The organism is Rhizobium azibense (genome assembly GCF_004342325.1).
Classification (GTDB): domain Bacteria; phylum Pseudomonadota; class Alphaproteobacteria; order Rhizobiales; family Rhizobiaceae; genus Rhizobium; species Rhizobium etli_B.
The window spans coordinates 19,961-37,462 of the sequence record NZ_SMBJ01000013.1 but is presented as its reverse complement, the minus strand read 5'-3'; the positions used below and the strand labels follow the sequence as shown (position 1 = coordinate 37,462).

Annotated in this window: 12 protein-coding genes and 3 pseudogenes; 2 read left to right on the top strand and 13 right to left on the bottom strand. The window is 59.8% G+C overall.

Going from position 1 to position 17,502, the window contains the following annotated elements; translation table 11 throughout:
• Positions 1 to 214: 214 nt before the first annotated feature.
• The 5 genes from EV130_RS34075 to EV130_RS27770 form a co-directional block, all read right to left on the bottom strand.
• Positions 215 to 349: a hypothetical protein gene (locus EV130_RS34075; RefSeq protein WP_004680433.1), complete on the bottom strand. Its 135-nt coding sequence runs from the start codon at positions 347 to 349 to the stop codon at positions 215 to 217.
• Positions 306 to 431, bottom strand: coding sequence for a hypothetical protein (locus EV130_RS34070; RefSeq protein WP_312038661.1), 126 nt, complete (start codon positions 429 to 431; stop codon positions 306 to 308). The genes EV130_RS34075 and EV130_RS34070 overlap by 44 nt, the downstream gene beginning before the upstream one ends.
• Before the next feature lie 69 nt (positions 432 to 500).
• Positions 501 to 806, bottom strand: a complete 306-nt coding sequence (locus EV130_RS27780; RefSeq protein ID WP_004680432.1) for a hypothetical protein — start codon at positions 804 to 806, stop codon at positions 501 to 503.
• Positions 807 to 1,331: 525 nt separating this feature from the next.
• A complete protein-coding gene (locus EV130_RS27775; protein WP_004680431.1) occupies positions 1,332 to 2,303 on the bottom strand; it encodes a leucine-rich repeat domain-containing protein in 972 nt (323 codons plus the stop codon).
• Between the two features lie 715 nt (positions 2,304 to 3,018).
• Entirely contained in the window at positions 3,019 to 5,046 is a 2,028-nt protein-coding gene (locus tag EV130_RS27770) for a type VI secretion system Vgr family protein (RefSeq protein ID WP_004680430.1), read from the bottom strand.
• 549 nt (positions 5,047 to 5,595) lie between these two features.
• On the opposite strand from EV130_RS27770, the pseudogene EV130_RS34065 reads away from it, so the two are divergent.
• Positions 5,596 to 5,733, top strand: a pseudogene (locus EV130_RS34065) (CoA ester lyase); the annotation flags it as partial.
• 105 nt (positions 5,734 to 5,838) lie between these two features.
• On the opposite strand, the pseudogene tssG reads toward EV130_RS34065, so the two are convergent.
• The 7 genes and pseudogenes from tssG to tssA all read right to left on the bottom strand — a co-directional run.
• Positions 5,839 to 6,810, bottom strand: a pseudogene (tssG, locus tag EV130_RS27765) (type VI secretion system baseplate subunit TssG); the annotation flags it as partial.
• Complete coding sequence (gene tssF, locus EV130_RS27760) at positions 6,774 to 8,660, bottom strand: type VI secretion system baseplate subunit TssF (RefSeq protein WP_004680428.1); 1,887 nt, start codon at positions 8,658 to 8,660, stop codon at positions 6,774 to 6,776. The gene tssF and the pseudogene tssG, both read right to left, overlap by 37 nt.
• Entirely contained in the window at positions 8,660 to 9,163 is a 504-nt protein-coding gene (gene tssE, locus EV130_RS27755) for a type VI secretion system baseplate subunit TssE (protein ID WP_004680427.1), read from the bottom strand. Before tssE ends, tssF begins: the two co-directional genes overlap by 1 nt.
• Before the next feature lie 86 nt (positions 9,164 to 9,249).
• A complete protein-coding gene (locus tag EV130_RS27750) occupies positions 9,250 to 9,783 on the bottom strand; it encodes an Hcp family type VI secretion system effector (protein WP_004680426.1) in 534 nt (177 codons plus the stop codon).
• Positions 9,784 to 9,898: 115 nt separating this feature from the next.
• Positions 9,899 to 11,386: a type VI secretion system contractile sheath large subunit gene (gene tssC, locus EV130_RS27745; RefSeq protein WP_004680425.1), complete on the bottom strand. Its 1,488-nt coding sequence runs from the start codon at positions 11,384 to 11,386 to the stop codon at positions 9,899 to 9,901.
• A gap of 2 nt (positions 11,387 to 11,388) precedes the next feature.
• Entirely contained in the window at positions 11,389 to 11,943 is a 555-nt protein-coding gene (gene tssB / locus EV130_RS27740; RefSeq protein ID WP_004680424.1) for a type VI secretion system contractile sheath small subunit, read from the bottom strand.
• Positions 11,944 to 11,978: 35 nt separating this feature from the next.
• Positions 11,979 to 12,971 (bottom strand): type VI secretion system protein TssA, encoded by a 993-nt coding sequence (gene tssA / locus EV130_RS27735; protein ID WP_004680423.1) that lies wholly within the window; start codon positions 12,969 to 12,971, stop codon positions 11,979 to 11,981.
• Positions 12,972 to 13,064: 93 nt separating this feature from the next.
• On the opposite strand from tssA, the pseudogene EV130_RS33580 reads away from it, so the two are divergent.
• Positions 13,065 to 13,421 (top strand): annotated as a pseudogene (locus EV130_RS33580) (IS3 family transposase); the annotation flags it as partial.
• A gap of 1,285 nt (positions 13,422 to 14,706) precedes the next feature.
• On the opposite strand, the gene EV130_RS27720 reads toward EV130_RS33580, so the two are convergent.
• Positions 14,707 to 17,172 carry a hypothetical protein gene (locus EV130_RS27720; protein WP_225881312.1) on the bottom strand — a complete coding sequence of 822 codons (2,466 nt, stop codon included), beginning with the start codon at positions 17,170 to 17,172 and terminating at the stop codon, positions 14,707 to 14,709.
• Between the last annotated feature and the right edge of the window lie 330 nt (positions 17,173 to 17,502).

The following is a 17,502-nucleotide window of genomic DNA, read 5'->3' as shown; positions in this document are numbered from 1 at the left end:
CGCAATGGCTGGCGGCTCAGCAAGGTAGAAGGTGAGGAGCGGCCGGCGGTACTGAGTCGACATCTTTATCAACTGTGGGCGTGTCGGCTCAGGGCATCTTCAAGCATGGCAAGGCGGTCGCTGCCCGCTATACAGGGTGCATCGCTAATGCCGAGCTTGTCGGCACATCTTCAACGCTGAGTCCCTCAGTCTCGTGCGCCCAGCGTCCGACAAGTTATTGTCTTCCATGGGAGTCCGGCTTGCGCAAATTGCCCCCGATGAAGGTTGGTCCGCCCGGGTCTTCCGCATGGAAAACGCGCGTTGCCTCAAAAACGCCGGTGCGCCATGCATAGGTCGTATCGTCGATCATGCGGCAAGACCTCCTGGTTTGTCGGACGACCGTACCATTTGGTGACGATGCGGGCTACTTTGGCGACGAGCGCGGTACTCATGCGAAGGTTCGAGTGTGCATCGAACATCTCCGGCGCCAAATAGCATCGAGACCTCGTTTGGGCGAAAGGTTATTCCTTTGCTGCAAAGCCTAGCTCAACGCGGCTGACATCTAAGATCGCCCGAAGGACGTCGATGCCGAATTTGAGGCTTTCCACCTCGACATCCAGCGAGATGCCCTCGGTGACTGTGCCTTTTGCGTTAGCGATTACCACCTCCTCCAGGTCTTCGAACCACTGAGGACTGTTCCCTTTGTGAAGCTTCGATAGTTCCGCAATCGCGACACTAAATGCCGATTGGACCGCGATTAGAGCGGCGCCGAGCTTTCGTTCGTCTACACCCGAGATGCAAACAATGGGGCTGTTTTTCTCATCCATGGGCTGTTCCTCTGCTGGCTCGCCACGAAACCCTATTTCAACTAATAGGCGACAGAGTCGTCGATCGCCGACGAATGCAAATAGGCCCGTAGGCTGGAGTCTCGGGTAGTTAGATCAACGAATACGCGATGCTGGGGGTGGACCATGTGGAAATGGTGGATGCGCTTGAGGCCTGTTGAAATCTGGGTCCAGCTTCCGAACGTTCCAACCGGCGGCAATGCCTCTAGGCCGTAAGCGTCGCACCTCCTGGTACGCGATAGCGGGTAATCCTTTGTACGAACTGGCTCGCATGCAAGGTCGCCCGAAGGACACAAGTGCCGAGCCTGGGCTTTCCGGCCATAGTCTTCAGTGAGACGTCTGTTGCTTCCACAACTCAACACATTCCGGCGAGCGGCATAAACCTGCAAACTCATTGTTTTTGATCCGCACGCGTCATACCTGGCCTGCACCCCACCGCCATGGCTTCGGCAAAAGGCCTTTTACTCAAAACGCAGGGACCTAGTTTGGCCCGTTTGTCAGGCAGCATCACAAAAAGATCTGCGGAAGGCTCGTCCCGCTTTGCGCGCTCAGGTGCGCCCGCAGTCGATCTGGCAGCGGATTGTTATTCAGGTACACTTTGCAATGAGGCGGAAGCTGCGACAGAATGTACGGCAGTGCAGTTCGCCCGTCGCCAAGTCCTCTCAGGTTGTTTCCACGAACGCTAAGCTCCTCCAGCCCCCTCGGCAGGTTAGGGGGCAGGTGGGTCAGTTCATTACTGTCGGTGCTGAGCCACTTTAGGGTGGCCGGGAGGTCCTCGGGTAGGCTAGTCAGTTCATTGTGAGGGACTTCGAGCCTCGTGAGCTTTGCAGGAAGGCGCTCGGGCAGGCGAATTATATTATTGAGTTCGGCGCGGAGATCCGTCAATTCGAGGGGGAGATTCTCCGGCAGGTGCGCGATTTCGTTGCGGGTGACATGAAGCTCCCTGAGCTCAGGCGGCAGGTTATCGGGCAAACTGGTCAGCCGGTTGTGGTTGACGTAGAGATACTTTAGTCCGGAAGGAAGCTCGTTCGGCAATCTGGTCAGCCGGTTGCCGTCGACGTAGAGCGTCTCGAGCATGTCCGGAAGAACCTCAGGCAGCGTGGTCAGCTGGTTGTCGCAGGCAGAGAGCTTTCGCAGACCGGGCGGGAGGTTGTTGGGCAGCCTGCCCAACCGGTTGTCATTGGCGTTGAGCCGCTGGAGGCCGGCCGGTAAGGTGGGGGGCAGTGCCGTTAGGGACAGCGATGTTAAGTTCAGGGGGGCACGAAAATTGCGGGTTTCCGTCCAGGCCTCGATCCGTGCCATTGCCTCGTGCCGGTCCTCGTCCTGCTCCTGCTGCCCGTCTTCCGCCCAGGCCAGTAAAATTTCTTTCAGTGCCGCTTCGCCGGACGAGGAGCCAGTCAAGCCTTCAACCCAGTTAAAGGTGTCTTCACCGCCTTGTTCGGAACTATTGCCAACACCCCCCTGCCTTCTGCCGTACATTGCGTCGTTCCTTAGGTCATTGCGTCACTGCTGATGTTACTTCCGTCGCGACCTTTCCTTCCAATACCAAATTCGTATCCCGTTATGCTTCGGGGGCATGGCCAGCGTCCTCCCTCGAGCTGGACAGCGCATGATTTTTATCGCGACGTTGAACAATCCCACCATTGACATGCTGCGCAAACTCGGCCTGACAGGCATGGCCAGCGCCTATCAGGAACTCGAAACGCAAATAGAAGCGAGACACCTTCGAGCATGGTGAAAGGCTTCGACTGCTGCTCGAGGCGGCCACGCTCCGCCAGAAGCGCTTCGAGGCGAGAGCCCGCCCTGCAAAGCAGCGCTGTAACGCCCAGATCGAGAACGCTGATTTTTGCGCCGCCCGCGCCCTGATCGCAATTTCGTGACGCCGAGTGATAAAGGTATTTCATCCACCAGTTCCAGCTTGGTGGAGACCTAAACCAGACGCATTTGGAGCCGCTTGCGGCCGATTTCGCGTGGCAACTCCATCTAACTGAGGCGCAAGTTCCCGGAACAAACGCTCACGCGCGATAACCTTTCCTCATTTTCGGGCAATCTCGCAGTGTCACGTTGATTTGGTAGGTCAGCTTACGACGCCGAAGCCGTTACGCTTTTTCTCTACGCCTGCAGGGCCCTGCCGACTTAAAGGCAACGACTTCCGGACAGCCGAGGCCCAGAACCAGTTCACCTTGACATCGTGTCACTCGGGCGTAACAGGCGGCAGCCCGAGTGTCGCAATAAGCTTCATTATCGACGGCGTGGGTGGACCCGGTGTCGGCGGCGGCATGGAGACGATGGACCCGAGCCGCGGAGGCGTTGCCATAACGCCAATCATCGTGCCGATAATGGCGATCCCATCGCCGCTGATTTCGATGGCCTGCGGGCCGGTTCTGCCCGATACTACAAGGCGGATCTTGTCGGGTGTTACCTCGACGCGGCTACCTAAGGCCGCTGCGGCAGGGGAGTCGGGCGCGGCGCCGCCCGAGGTCAGGAGGAAGTGTCTCTTGACGTCGATGCTGTAGATATTCCCGACCTCGACGGTATGATTCTTCTGGGCCTTCAAATAGACCTCCTCACGGCCCTGCTTGTCCTCAAAGCGCAGTTCATTGTAGGCATTAGCGGCGCCGCCATCGGTATGCGTCCGGAAGGTCGACCGCGTTTTGTCGGTCGGCAGGGTTTCAGGCGGCAGATTTGAGCCATTGTATACGACGCCGGTCACCAGGGGCGTGTCGGGATTGCCGTGGATGAAATCAACCACGACCTCATGGCCGATCCGTGGGACGACCAGGTTGCCAAAACCCTTACCAGCGAAGTTCTGGGCCACCCGAATCCAGCAGGAGCTGTTCTCGTTCTTTCCGCCTTCTCGGTCCCAGAAGAACTGAACCTTCACACGGCCGTACTTATCCGTCGCGATCGACTCGCCCTCGGGGCCCACGACGACGGCCGTCTGCGGTCCGTGAATCAACCGCGCCGGTGTGCGGCGCCTCGGTCGGTACTGGGTGGTCGCGGGGATAATCTCTACGTTGCTGTGATAGAGGAACCGCTCGCCCTTCCCCCCCACGGTGTCCGCAGTGAGATCGTCCCCCACCTCACCGATGACAGTGAAGTCCTGTCCGACTGCCAGAAAGCGATCGGTGGGTTTCGGGCGGGAACCGACCTGGCCGTAGTAGAAGGGATTTGCCGCCTTGAATAATGACCCGGTCGTTATCTGGCGCGCAGTGCTTTCGATCCGCGCGCGATAAGCGTTGCAGGCGAGTTCCTCGGCACGGATGGTGGCGTAGAAATCGCCATCGCTTTTTTTTGTATACTGGCCTGGATACTCGAAGACCTCCCGCATTGCCGTGCAGCCGCTGCTTGCCGACGAGGTCTCGCCCGTTCTGACCGCCACGCTCTCCCGCGGTCGGGTGATGGCGCTTCCCGTGAGCTTGCATGGCGGAATGCCGCCTGTCCTCACGGGAGGAACACGCGCGACAGACGTCAGTTCTGCCATCGGCTTCTCATGGTCATAGTCCCTGAGAACGACCTTATTCGGCTGTAGCGATACGACCTCGTCCCAATGCAGGATGACATCTTCTTGGTAAAGACTTCGGGCAGGCCTGAGATTGTGGTGGGTCTCTACGATCTCAGGCGTGCAGGCCATGTGACTCGCGGCGTTGTCGACCAGCACCAGGTCATGTTGGTCCTCAGCATGTTCAAAATAGTAGTAGATGCCGTCCTGCTCCATGAGGCGGCTGACGAAGGCCAGATCCGTTTCATCGTACTGGACGCAATATGGGCGCTGTGGGAACCGTCGGGCGGTCTGATTCTTGAAATTGCCTTTATGTTCTCGAAAAATCGTGGTGATGATCTCGATGCTCGTCTTGTTCTGAAAGACCCGACTGTTAGAGCGATGCTCGAGCAATGAAATCCACGGCCGCACCTGCGCCACGTAGTTGAGGTGCTCGGTATCGTCGAGGCCGAGATATTGGAAGCGCGTAACAACACCGTTGAAGAAGCGCGTTTGCGAGTCCTTGAGCTTAAGGCCGATTGTCAGGTTTTGACCGGGGATCGTAGCAAAGTTCTGAACTGGATTGCGGCTGGCGAGCTTCACCTCGTAGAGGAAAGGTTCCCCCAGCCGCTCGGTGCCACTGAGCCGCCGGAGAGAGATTTCATTCAACTCGGACGCGGCCGAAGTGACCGCAACAAAACGATTGTGCCTTAAGAGACTCTCGATTCTTGACTCGACCATGGTGGTGTGTGTTCCGCAGATTTGATGAGAAGGCGCGGTTGCGCCCGATGGCGTGAGTAGGATGCTGCCGAAGCCATCGGCGAAGATGCCGAAAAGCGTTTATTTCGTGCATCGAAATCGCCGACCGTTGCTCAGCCAAGATGTCTTGCTGGCCCGCATCGTCAGAGCCAAGCGGGGGAGGGCGGGGTGAAGAAAGCGTGTGGGTCTCTTGGAACTCACCCACGCTAAGTCCCACCCAAATCTCGCCATGCGGCCTTGTAACATCGATGAGTTGGCGGATTCCGGCGGTGCTAGCGACGACGTGTCTCCTGGAAGATTCAACCAGGCCCAGGGCGCAGCGCCCGAGCGGACAACCACGGTGGTCGAGTTTCGCCGCGATCGTCGGCTCGATAGGCCTCTCCGCTGCTGAAGCCTCAAGGGCGTCAAAATGGCGATAACGTTCCAAAGAGGCGTCACGGCGAATTTTGCAAAGGGCCTTGGCGGTCCCATTGCAGTTTGCGTTGAGCTTACTGAAGAGAGTCGAGCTTCCGATGCTTGTCATAACGGGCCTTCCAAGCCGCCGCCCGCCGTGCCGCCGCACTTGGTATCGAGGTTACGTGGGCCATTCACCCGTTCCAGATCGATCTCGCCAAGGAGATCTTCTCCCCGCCCGAAAAGAAGGTCGAGCGGGCCCGCCGCATCATGGATGTCCGTTTCAGGAGAGTGCCATGCGGCAGCCGGTGGGCCCCGGTCAGTCGGGGTAGTTGTCAAGTCATCGGCGTGCTGGCGCGTTTTCCTCTTGCCCATCCAACTGGACCATCCGAGTCTGCCGCAGCGACCCAACTGCACTTCCGGGACCTGCTCCTGACGGAGAACGAGGTTAATCTCCCAGTCAAGTTCATCTCCAAGGTAGTTGCAGATGATCTCCGCTATCGACTTAAGGCCGGGAGCTGCGGGCAGAAGCGATTCGTAATGAGCCAGGCTGAGGGGACCCACAATGAGTCGGAACCGATGGTGCCACACTCTGACCCTCGCACCTGCAATAGCGTTGCTGTTCAGCGTGCCCGTGGCCGGGTCGTGGCCCAGGAGGCAGAGCGATATGCGGGGCAGATCCACCCACTTTGGGACAAATTCACGGATATCAACCGGCGCCTCGACGAAGCTGGCGAGGATGGCAGCGAGCCCCTCGGCGTTGCGGGTGTGTGAGGCGAGACGGCCGGTGAAGTGGAGTTTGGCCAGATCAGGCATAGCATCCCGCGCGCGCAGGGAGGTCATCCCGAAGCCGGCTAGCGCGCCGAGCTGAAGGGCAAATCGATCTTCTTGTGGCCTGTCATAGCTCACGGTCGGTTCGCCCTCCGCCCATGCGCGGAAGAAGAACGAGGCCATTCGATGATGAAAGGTATCAGCAAATCGGATCAGCGTCTCATCCGCGGCGTTGTGCTGCCGGAGAAGGGCGTACTCCGTCAGATGCAATGGGAGGGGACCGTGGGGTCCAAACAAGCCGAAGGCGTAGGTGGAGATTACGGGGTCGTTCTCCTCGTGCGCAGTCACGCCCGCGATCGATCGAGTCGGAAATGCAAGGGAGGGCTGCTGGGCGATCCGCACGCGATCCAGGCTGGGACCGCTCGATTCTCCCAGCCGAGGCCGATCTGAGCAGATTGCATCGATCCGCCGCAGAGCCTGGAAGAAGTCGCAGGCATGCGGTTCGGCCCTGAGCGAGCTTAGGAAGTCGCCGAGTGCCCCCGAAATCAAAGGATCGCCCGGCGGCCGGCCATCGTCGGCCATCGCATTACCTCCCCGCGCTGTAGCGTCGAGACGACCATCTCGGTGAAGCTGTTGATGGATACGTATTTCGCGAAGAACTGGTTGAGCACGGAGGCGAGCGGAAAGATGCCAACGCCTTCGAAGGCCGCTTCGTCCAGGATGATACCAACCTCAATCCCACGTGCTACGGCGGCTTGTCCACCGCTGGACAATCGCCTGACCGCAGGCCTGGACCGAATCTCCCGGATCCCGTCGATCTGCCGTGAGGCGAAGGCATTGACTGGATCGACGTAGAGGCGGAGGAGTTCACGTAGCGCTTCTGCGCCCCGGTGGTCGTTCCTATCGGAATTGCTGATCGAGAGGTAGTTCAGTGAAAGATGGCTAATTAATCGCCAAGTGATATCGCCATTGGCGAAGGAGTGGCGCGGTCGGCTCGGGGGCGATACGCACCGGGTGGCGGTAACTGGAGCGCCGATTTCCAGGGTGAAGTCTGTCACGTCCCGGCCGATCGGCAGCAGCAGCGCCAGATCCCGGTTCGAGCACAGGCAGTTTACAGACAAATGCCGGAGTTCCGCCGAATAGGGAGCCGCCTGGCGATCAACTAGAGAAACGAACGTTTCGCTGCCGATGTAGCCAGTCCGCGCGCCATTTAGACGCTGGTGCTCCGACATGAGGCGCTGCTCCCGGCGGATCGCGTAGTATCTGGAATGCTGCTCCTCCTGACCGTGCGCGCTGATGCTATAGAACGGGTAGAACCTCACGGGAGCCGCTTCGTTTTTCGCCCCGTCTCCGCTCATCTCGAGGATCGAGTGGACCTCAAAGTCGAGCGGCCTCATCCTGTCAACAATCACATGATGCTCGGTGTTCTTGTCGCTCACGTGGACGAGATCTGCCTGGCGTTCGAAGAGATTAATCGCGGGCGTTGCGAAGAGAACGATATTTTGGGGCCCGAGCTGTCGTTCCAGCCGTGGCTCGACACGTCTGAGTGCGAAGACGATCTCAAGGGTCTCGGCAGTTGACAGGGCTACTGCGTCTGCCAGCCCGCTAACCTCGACGAACAACGTCCGCTCCGCGAGGGCGAAATACTCCTGTAGGAGACGGTACCCGTCGAAAGAGCGTGGCACCTCGGGCAGGAGAGCACAGCTCGGCTCCAAACCGCGTTGCTGCAGCGCATGAACCGGAATCTTTTCCTGCCAAGGGATAGGCCGGCCGACCGGACGGGCTATGATATTGCATGCGTCACCGAGAAGCTGTTCGGCGAGTGCGGCGCCGATGCCACCGGGGCCTGTTAGGTGCAGTGTGAGAGCCTCTAGTCCGAGTTTATTGAACGGCATGCCATTGGTGGTACGAAGGCGTAGTCGCAAAGCAGCCTTCGCATCTTGCCGGGCCGGAAGATCCAGTGCGGCGATCTGCCCCGGCGTCGAAAAATAATCGGCAGCGCTCACCACAATTGGCCAGAGATGCACATCATGGGCCGTGCGGAACTCGCAATGTGTGACGGCGCCCGGAGCAAGACGGCCCAAAAGCTTGGTTCCCCGCGGCACGAGGTATCCATTTTCAAGTCGTCCGGCATCCTGGTCGGGCTCGAAACGGACGATCGTCATCGAGGGGAGCGGCGGTAGAAAATGCGGATAGACCATCTCCAGGAGGTGCTGGGTGAATTCCGGAAAGCGAGACTGAAGCTTCAATTGCACCCGCGCCGCCATGAAAGCGAAGCCTTCCAGAAGCCGCTCGACGTAGGGGTCGGCGACCTCCGCTGATTCCATCCCGAGCCGGGCGGCGACCTTCGGGAATGCACGGGCGAACTCGGCCCCCATCTCGCGCATATAAGCAAGTTCGTCGTTGTACAGTCGCAGGAGCCGGGGATCCATCAGCTTATCTCTGTACCGAGATGAACGCGGGCGGATTCGAGCTCGGAATCTACCTCCGTACGCATCACCATTCGCACCGGCAATGGCTGCGCCCACAGATCGGCTTCGATCCTAAAGCGAAAAGTGCCGCAACCCTGACCATCGTCCAGGACCGTGACCTTCAGGGTGTCCGGTAAGAGACGCGGCTCAAAGCGCTGAAGGCTCTCGATTATCGCTTCGCGCAATGCGCTCTTATCCATGCCTTCGCGAATTTGTCCGCTGAGAGGCCAGGCACCATAATTAAGTGCACTGGCCGCTACGTGAGGGTACGCTTGTAGATCTACGGTTGCACCCAATTGATTGGTGTTCAACAACCAGGAAACATCGCGTAGAATCACCTCTTCCAGTTGGCGAACAGAGAAGCTGCGCTTGTCCTGCGCTTCACACGAGCTGCGCGGCTCATCGTCCGTAAGCCGGTCCAGGAGGGATGGTTGCACGAGATCCCGCTTAACATCTCTGCCCATGTTACAATCTCCAGGTGCAATGGCGACGAGTCGATCTGTCGTTTTCGCGCGCAGCCCCGAATATTCCCGGGTTGCCGATGGCCCCATCAGCCGACGAGCCTATTGAAGTCGGTGCTGTTCGCGATTTGGTTCCAGATGCCCTCGCCAGCTTTGGTAAGAGCGCCTTTTTCATCCTGCCTGTAATAAATGACCTTGCAGGCGCCGAACCGGAATGTGATCGTCTCCTCGGGGGCCTCTTCCGCATAGGACCACTCGACCTTCTCGACTACCAGCATGTTGAAACTCCAGTGCAAGAACAGGTTCGATTCTGATGTAGCTTGTCCGCTCCCCGTCGCTTTGAAAAGTTTCAGTTCGACGCTATTGAAGTGGGCGCCGCGACCACAGGCAACGTACAGAGAGGGCGATGACGTATCCACCTGCTTCTTGATAGTGAAGACCTCGAATTCGGCCTTGCCCGCGCCCGCCCCGGCGGTATGAGGCCCAATGTTCAGCTTGTTTTCGAGTGAAAAGCTCCATTCGTCCGCTAGGGTGATACCGTCCTTTAGAATGATAGATTCGCCCTTGGGCAAAATGCCGTCCTTGGACGCTTGCGTGAATTTTATAACCGCGTCGAACGCCATGATGGACTTTCCTTTTCTCGTTGATCTGATTGGGCCTGGATTGCATCGGCCAGCCCGGGGCAGCTATTCCGGAGTTTTGGCGCCGAGAACGGAGCACAATCATCTGCGGGTTTTCTCAGTCCTTGCGGGCGGATGGCAGGCGCGAGACAAGTCTCAAAGAGATGGTTAGGCCTTCGAGCTGGTAGTGTGGCCGCATGTAAAATCTCGCAACGTAATATCCGGGATTATCTTCGACCTCTTCCACCTTGACCTCGGCTGAGGAGAGCGGCTGCTGTGCCTTACTCTCTTCGCTCCCAAGCTCGGGCGAGGGGTGGACATAGCCCTGAATCCATTGGTTGAGCCACTCCTCGACCTCGTGGCGCTCCTTGAACGTGCCAATCTTGTCCCGGACCATACACTTCAAATAATGTGCGAAGCGGCAGGTTGCGAAGATGTAGGGTAGCCGGGCACTGAGTTCGGCGTTCGCTGACGCGTCGGGGTCTTCGTATTTGACCGGCTTGTTAATAGTTTGAGCGCCAATAAATACGCCGAGGTCCGTGTTTTTGCGGTGCAACAGCGGTAGAAGACCGTTTTTGGACAGTTCGGCCTCACGGCGGTCGCTGATCGCGATCTCAGTGGGGCATTTTAGGTCGACGCCACCGTCGTCGCTGCGGAAGGTATGTACCGGCAGACCCTCGACCAGGCCGCCGGATTCGACGCCACGAATTCTGGAGAGCCAGCCATAGAGCTTGAACGAGCGCGTGATATTTACGCCCATGGCGTAGGCTGCGTTCGTCCAAAGGTATTTCTCGCTGTCGCCGCCGTCTGTGTCCTCCTCGAAGGCGAATTCATCGACCGGGTTGGTTTTGGCCCCGTAGGGCAGCCGGCCAAGGGTGCGTGGTAAGGTCAGGGCCACGTACCGAGAGTTCTCGCTCTCGCGGAACGCCCGCCAAGGGGCATGTTCGGGCGTGAGGAAGATTTTTGTGATGTCACGCGGGTTCGCAAGCTCACGCCAAGAATCCATCTGCAGCAGATGTGGTGAGACGGCAGATATAAGCGGTGAGTGGCTCGCCGCCGCGATCTGCGCCAGTCCCGAAAGCAACTCTACGTCCGGTGGGGTATGGTCGAAATAGTAGTCGGCAATCAGGCAGCCATAGGGTTCACCGCCGATTTGGCCGTATTCGTCTTCGTAAATTTTTTTGAATAGCGGACTCTGATCCCAGGTGACACCCTTATATTTCCGCAGAGTTCGGGACATCTCCACCTTTGAAACTGGGAGAACGCGAATCTTCAACGTTTCATCGGTTTCGGTGTTGATGGCAAGGTGATGCAAGCCCCGCCAAGCTGATTCCACGCGCTGGAAATTTTCGTGATGGAGGATCTCGTTGAGTTGTGCAGAAAGCTTCTGGTCGATCGAAGCAATCATTGCTTGGATAGTCGTGACGACATCGTCGCTGATTAGCGACGTGTTTTGAAGTGCCTGCTCGGCCAGTGTTCGGACGGCACTCTCCACCAAGTCACGGGAGTGGTCCGAGCGGATCTTGAACTCGAATCGAAGCATGCGGGTGAAATCGCCGAGATCAACGGTGGCGACCTGTACATCTGTGGCATCTGCAGGCATCATGATCAGTTCTCCTCTGTGTCTGGGGATGCCAATGGCGGAGCGGCAACCACTGCATCAGGCTTCTCAGTCTCGATGCCATTGCCGAGGGCGCTTAGCAGTGCCGAATCCGCGAGGAAGTGGGTGAGCAACTCTTCGGCACCGTTCTTCCCGTCCATATAGGCCAGCAGATTGGAGAGCTCCGTTCGCGCCTCGAGCAGCCTGCTAAGGCTGTCGACCTTGCGCGCCACGGCCGCCGGCGAGAAATCTTCGAGCCGCTCGAACGTCAAGTCGACAGCGAGTTGGCCTTCTCCGGTCAATAGGTTCGGCACCCGCATCACCACCCTGGGCCTCAGCGATCTGAGCCGATCATCGAAATTGTCGATATCGATCTCCATCATCTTGCGCTCCGCGACAGGGGCAAGCGGCTCGGCAGCATTGCCGGCGAGGTCGGACATCACGCCGACCACGAAGGGAAGCTGAACCTTCTTCTGAGAGCCATAGGTCTCGACGTCGTATTCGATCTGTACGCGAGGCGGACGAACCCGCGCGATGAACTTTTGACTACTCGCCTTTGTCATGTGTTCCACTCTCCTGATAGGGAAGATTGCGCACGTCACGTGCCCTCGCCGACCGCCAGACCGGCAATCGAACGGTATTGGGCAACCCCTTCTGGCGCCAACTCTTTGATAAGAGCCATGAAGTCCTTCGAGACAAGTCGCTGCGCGCGCTCCAGGAGGGCTGGCAGCGGGCTCGCGGGCTCATTCACCTGGTACCAGTGGCAAATGCGGCCAAGAATTTCGACAACGTCATCGCGGTTGCGGATCACTTCGGGGTAAGAGGCCTTGCTAGAGTCTGGCAATGGAGATGCCGGGGCTGCAGGCTGGGCCCTTTTCCGATGGGCGTCGACCAGATCCTTGGCCTGGGTGAGTAGCACTATCAGAGGGTCGAATCGAACGGCCTCGTCACTCGCGACGTGCTGCCGAACACTCGCGTCTAGATGGGTGGCGGCTGCCAGGCTGGCGTGGAGACCAGTGCTGATCTGCTCGAGCTGCAGTGGATCGGTGTCGATGAAGGCGTGCTCGATGGTCGAACGATCAATTTCCGTAGATTGGGACCGTAGCGCACCAGCCCAATCGCGGAGCGTAAAAGTCCCGAATTGCCTGGAGGAGGTGAGTGGGACTTGGCGTATTTCTGCCAAGAGCCCGGAGAGATCGCAGAGGCTCGCTAGAGCGTTGAGGCGAACGGTCTGATCTTCGTCATCTTCTGGATCCGGTCGCGGATGTAGCTCTGACCAGTAGAGCTCGACATAGGCCGCGAGCAGCTCAAGCCCCCGACTTAGACCAGAGAAGCCGAACTGACTGAGGGCGGATCGTGTGAGCAAGATGCCGACTCTTAGATCCTTAGTGCGGGCAGAAAGGTCGAGGCCAAGCCGCCACACCTCTGTCCAATCGGGAGCCTCCTCGGTGGCGATGGAGTCGCCTATCTGCTGGTGCGGCTTGCCATGCGACGCTATCTCCAGCTCCAGGAAGCTCAAATCGTAATCGAGAGCATCCCCGCATGCGTTGCCGTCGCTGATCGGTTTTAATAGATGATCTGCATCGAGCATGACCCAAATCCCAGTTTTCCCGACATAAAAGATCGTCGCGCCTCTGTTTCTCAATGTTTAGCAATGAGCAGACGCGATTGCTCATGCACAATCGACATTCGTATATGTCGTGAATGCTTGGGGCGTGAATGCCGCCGCTTCGGATCTTGACGCAGCTATGTGCTGCTCAGGCGCGAGGGACACCTTGTGAACAACAAGAAGCTCTTCCGGGTCCATCGGGAGGAGAAGCTCACGATGCGCAAGCGCCGTGGCCGGAAACGAGCGAAAGGCAAGCGTTGGTGTTGATCCCGCTGGCTGCCAATGATCGTTGGCGCGGGTTCAGGCTTCTGATGGTCGTGAGGAAAGCCGGACTCTCGTCGCCGATACTTCGCTCTCCGGCCTGCGGTCGCCTGTGGACTGGATCGGGTTGTTGAGGAGCGTGGCAAGCCAAGCACTCTGGCCTCGGCTAACTAACCCTGCAGAGTTCGCCCAGATCGGCAACCCGCGACGTGATGCAGTGCTACGCATTCGGAATGGTCTCCGCACCTAAACCCGCCGATGCCGCCGCAGATGCGCAACCCACCGCTGGAGCGAACCCCAAACTGGATAAACTTGACGGTACAAGCTCAGCCAGATTGAATTGACATCGTCGGGCAGTCGTTGCAAAGGGCAACCTGCGGAGTACCGTTGCAAACGTGAGCCTGAAGGCCTCCAACTACGAAGTCTTCGCGCGGCCGCCTCCGCGCCAGTTGCTGCATAAGGTGGATGGCGTCCTCGGCGATCGCTCTTGGGGGTGTCGGCGCGCGGACCCTCATCGAACGAGCAGCCAGCCGGCGGGTCCATCGCGCGTGCAGCGACCCGGCGTCAGTGGTAGAACGGCTCGAGCACTTCAACGGCATTATATCTCCTGCGCTCCGCCGGATCGCCGCACGAGGCATATAGGGCGACAATCTGGATGAGATCCGTATTGACCGCATGTAACGATGCTCCCCGAGATTCGCACGTTGCCTCATTCATTTTGCTCCCAGTTGGAGCGAAGGAGTGGGGTGCGGAGATGGCGGGGTTTCGCAGCGGCCGGCCTCCTTCGTGAGCGCCATTGCCGTTTTCGACGGAAGTCGAAGTTTAATAACCATCGTCGCGGTATTTACTTTTGACAATGGGTGTGATGCGGCTTTGCGTGATCTTCTAAAAAGAATCGAGTCCCGCCGCCAATCCCCCGTTCTATCGCGCACCTACCGCATCCCAACGTGACTGTCGACCCTGCTTCCATTAGTCGTGCAGGGCAACCACGCGGTCTCTCGTGCAGATCCCTGCGATTTCGAATTGACGGACACCGACCCCGTTTGACGGTCGTGGAGTGCACGCACTTAGTCACCCTAGCCGCCCGCGCACTGCAACCCCGCTGTAGCGATCCTTCTACCTCTATGCTAAAGAAAGTTTTGGAAAAACTTGCCTCGTCGCCATCGTTCGACGGCGGCCTTGGCGCCAATCTTGCGAGGAGCGGGCTGATGGTCGCAGCGGCATGCGAGCCGACATTCTGCGCTCCCGACCGTCGAAGACGAGGTCGCTCTCGGCGTGTTAGTCAGCCGGAATGCGCCGGCCGTCGTGCCCCTAAATATCGATCTCGAGCCAGGTATTGGCCTCCAGACTGAAGAAAAATTCGGCGCTCTCACATGCTCATGCAATCCCGTGGTGGACAACCAACGCACATGATGGTGCAGTTCCTAGGGAATGTGGTGATGAGTCATGAGCCGTCCTATATCACCTTGAACGCTGCCCTCCTGGCTATCCGTTTCTTCGAGGCACCCACGATTATGGCGGCATCGGCGGCGCTGAGATCGGGATGGGCCGCCTTCAGTGCGTCTGCCCACGCCCCCTTGCTCTGCCCCGGCAGCTGCGGTGTCTGCCTAGCGATTTCGTCCAGCCTCGCCTGATCCTGGGCCGACACCGTCCGGAACGCCGCCCTCCTGGCGATATCGTCCCTAAAGGTGCCCAGGATGGTGGCGGCATCGGCGGCGCTGAGATCGGGATGGGCCGCCTTCAGCGCATCGGCCCAGGCCGCATTGCTCCCCCCCTGCCGCGGTGTTGCCGCCGCGATTTCGTCCAGCCTCGCCTGGTCCTGGGCCGACACCGTCCGGAACGCCGCCCTTTTAGCAATATCCTGCTTTATGGCACCCACGATTACGGCGGCATCGGCGGCGCTGAGATCGGGATGGGCCGCCTTCAGCGCGTCCGCCCAGGCCGCCTTGCTCTGCCCCGGCAGCTGCGGTGTCTGCCTAGCGAGTTCGTCCAGCCTCGCCTGGTCCTGGGCCGACACCGTCCGGAACGCCGCCCTCCTGGCGATTTCGTCCTTTGCGGCGCCCACGATGGTGGCGGCATCGGCGGCGCTGAGATCGGGATGGGCCGCCTTCAGCGTGTCCGCCCACGCCCCCTTGCTCTGCCCCGGCAGCTGCGGTGTCACCGCCGCGATTTCGTCCAGCCTCGCCTGGTCCTGGGCCGACACCGTCCGGAACGCTGCCCTCACGGCGATATCGTCCTTTAAGGCGCCCACGATTGTGGCGGCATCGGCGGCGCTGAGATCGGGATGGGCCGCCTTCAGCGCGTCCGCCCACGCCCCCTTGCTCTGCCTCGACTGTCGCGGTGTTTGCCTGGCGATTTCGTCCAGCCTCGCCTGGTCCTGAGCCGACACCGTCCGGAACGCCGCCCTTTTAGCAATATTATGCTTTACGGAACCCACAATTATGGCGGCATCGGAGGCGCTGAGATCGGGATGGGCCGCCTTCAGCGCGTCCGCCCATGCCCCCTTGCTCTGCCCCGGCAGCCGCGGTGTCTGCCTAGCGATTTCGTCCAGCCTCGCCTGATCCTGGGCCGACACCGTCTGGAAAGCCGCCCTCCTGGCGATAACCCGCTTTACGGCGCCCACGATGGCGGCGGCATCGGCGGCGCTGAGATCGGGATGGGCCGCCTTCAGTGCGTCCGCCCACGCCCCCTTGCTCTGCCCCGGTAGCTGCGGTGTCTGCCTGGCGATTTCGTCCAGCCTCGCGTGGTCCTGGGCCGACACCGTCTGGAACGCTGTCCTTTTAGCAATATCCTGCTTTACGGCATTCACGATTATGGCGGCATCGGCGGCGCTGAGATCGGGATGGGCCGCCTTCAGCGCGTCCGCCCACGCCCCCTTGCTCTGCCCCGGCAGCCGCGGTGTCACCGCCGCGATTTCGTCCAGTCTCGCCTGGTCCTGGGCCGACACCGTCTGGAACGCGGCCCTTTTAGCAATATCCTGCTTTACGGCACCCACGATTATGGCGGCATCGGCGGCGCTGAGATCGGGATGGGCCGCCTTCAGCGCGTCCGCCCACGCCCCCTTGCTCTGCCCCGGTAGCTGCGGTGTCTGCCTGGCGATTTCGTCCAGCCTCGCCTGGTCCTGGGCCGACACCGTCCGGAACGCCGTCCTCCTTGCAATATCGTCCTTAAAAGAGCCCACGGTTATGGCGGCATCGGCGGCGCTGAGATCGGGATGGGCCGCCTTCAGCGCGTCCGCCCACGCCCCCTTGCTCTGCCCCGGCAGCTGCGGTGTCGCCGCCTTGATCTCGTCAAGCCTCGCCCGGTCCTGGGCCGACACCGTTCGATACGCCGCCCTCCTGGCGATAACCCGCTTTACGACGCCCACGATTACGGCGGCATCGGCGGCGCTGAGATAGGGATGGGCCGCCTTCAGCGCGTCCGCCCACGCCCCCTTGCTCTGCCTCGACTGCCGCGGTGTCTGCCTGGCGATTTCGTCCAGCCTCGCCTGGTCCTGGGCCGACACCGTCCGGAACGCCGCTCGAGGCCCCACGATTATGCCGGCATTCGCGGCGCTGAGATCAGGCGCCAACGCCAGCGGCCTTTGAGCATATAACGTCTGCCTGCGGCTGGGCCTGGGATCTGCGTCCTTCTCAGTAGTCCGCCTCTTGCGCCCGCCACCGGTCGGATCGCTGGGCTCCGCGGGCACCTCGGACATGGCCGAATGCTCCTCTCTTCCACCCGGCACCTCGGTGGGCCCGGCAACCGCTGAGGCTTCTAAATTCCCAAGGCCATGCAGCCCCCCGCGCTGAGGGCCAGTCTCCAGCGGCTGGCCCTCGACGAGGTGAATAGTGCGATCGGCATTATTGTATTCATCTGTTGTCCTCGTGAGGTTGAACGCGGTCTCTGCCGGGACGACCGGAACTCTCGTCAGTTCCGTCATGTCAGCCATCATTTGCGGGGTTTGTTCTTCAGGGCTTTGAAGCTCGGTCGGCGGGCTTGGCTGGCCGACGCTTAGCCTTTCCACGTAACGCAATACCGAATTCTCTTGCCAGATGTCGTCCGAATTGAAGTTGTCGGCCACTTGATCGACACGCGCCACTGAAGACTGCGCTCTTTGATCCGCTGGGTGCCGGCCCTCATCCGGCCGCGAAGAGCCCTGCCCCTTAGTCCGAGGGTCCCTGTCAACCATGCTCACCCCCCTGGGATATGGCCTTCAGGAAACAAGGGGTCAGCTGTCGGGCACCGACTGCTGACGGAAGGTCAGAATTTA

What these genes read in the sequence shown, in the direction of transcription:
- EV130_RS27750 (WP_004680426.1), bottom strand. Translation starts at nt 9,783, where the DNA reads ATGGCGTTCGACGCGGTTATAAAATTCACGCAAGCGTCCAAGGACGGC.
- EV130_RS27770 (WP_004680430.1), bottom strand. Translation starts at nt 5,046, where the DNA reads ATGGTCGAGTCAAGAATCGAGAGTCTCTTAAGGCACAATCGTTTTGTT.
- EV130_RS34070 (WP_312038661.1), bottom strand. Translation starts at nt 431, where the DNA reads ATGAGTACCGCGCTCGTCGCCAAAGTAGCCCGCATCGTCACCAAATGG.
- EV130_RS34075 (WP_004680433.1), bottom strand. Translation starts at nt 349, where the DNA reads ATGATCGACGATACGACCTATGCATGGCGCACCGGCGTTTTTGAGGCA.
- EV130_RS27780 (WP_004680432.1), bottom strand. Translation starts at nt 806, where the DNA reads ATGGATGAGAAAAACAGCCCCATTGTTTGCATCTCGGGTGTAGACGAA.
- tssF (WP_004680428.1), bottom strand. Translation starts at nt 8,660, where the DNA reads ATGGATCCCCGGCTCCTGCGACTGTACAACGACGAACTTGCTTATATG.
- tssA (WP_004680423.1), bottom strand. Translation starts at nt 12,971, where the DNA reads ATGCTCGATGCAGATCATCTATTAAAACCGATCAGCGACGGCAACGCA.
- EV130_RS27720 (WP_225881312.1), bottom strand. Translation starts at nt 17,172, where the DNA reads ATGACGGAACTGACGAGAGTTCCGGTCGTCCCGGCAGAGACCGCGTTC.
- EV130_RS27775 (WP_004680431.1), bottom strand. Translation starts at nt 2,303, where the DNA reads ATGTACGGCAGAAGGCAGGGGGGTGTTGGCAATAGTTCCGAACAAGGC.
- tssE (WP_004680427.1), bottom strand. Translation starts at nt 9,163, where the DNA reads ATGGGCAGAGATGTTAAGCGGGATCTCGTGCAACCATCCCTCCTGGAC.
- tssB (WP_004680424.1), bottom strand. Translation starts at nt 11,943, where the DNA reads ATGACAAAGGCGAGTAGTCAAAAGTTCATCGCGCGGGTTCGTCCGCCT.
- tssC (WP_004680425.1), bottom strand. Translation starts at nt 11,386, where the DNA reads ATGATGCCTGCAGATGCCACAGATGTACAGGTCGCCACCGTTGATCTC.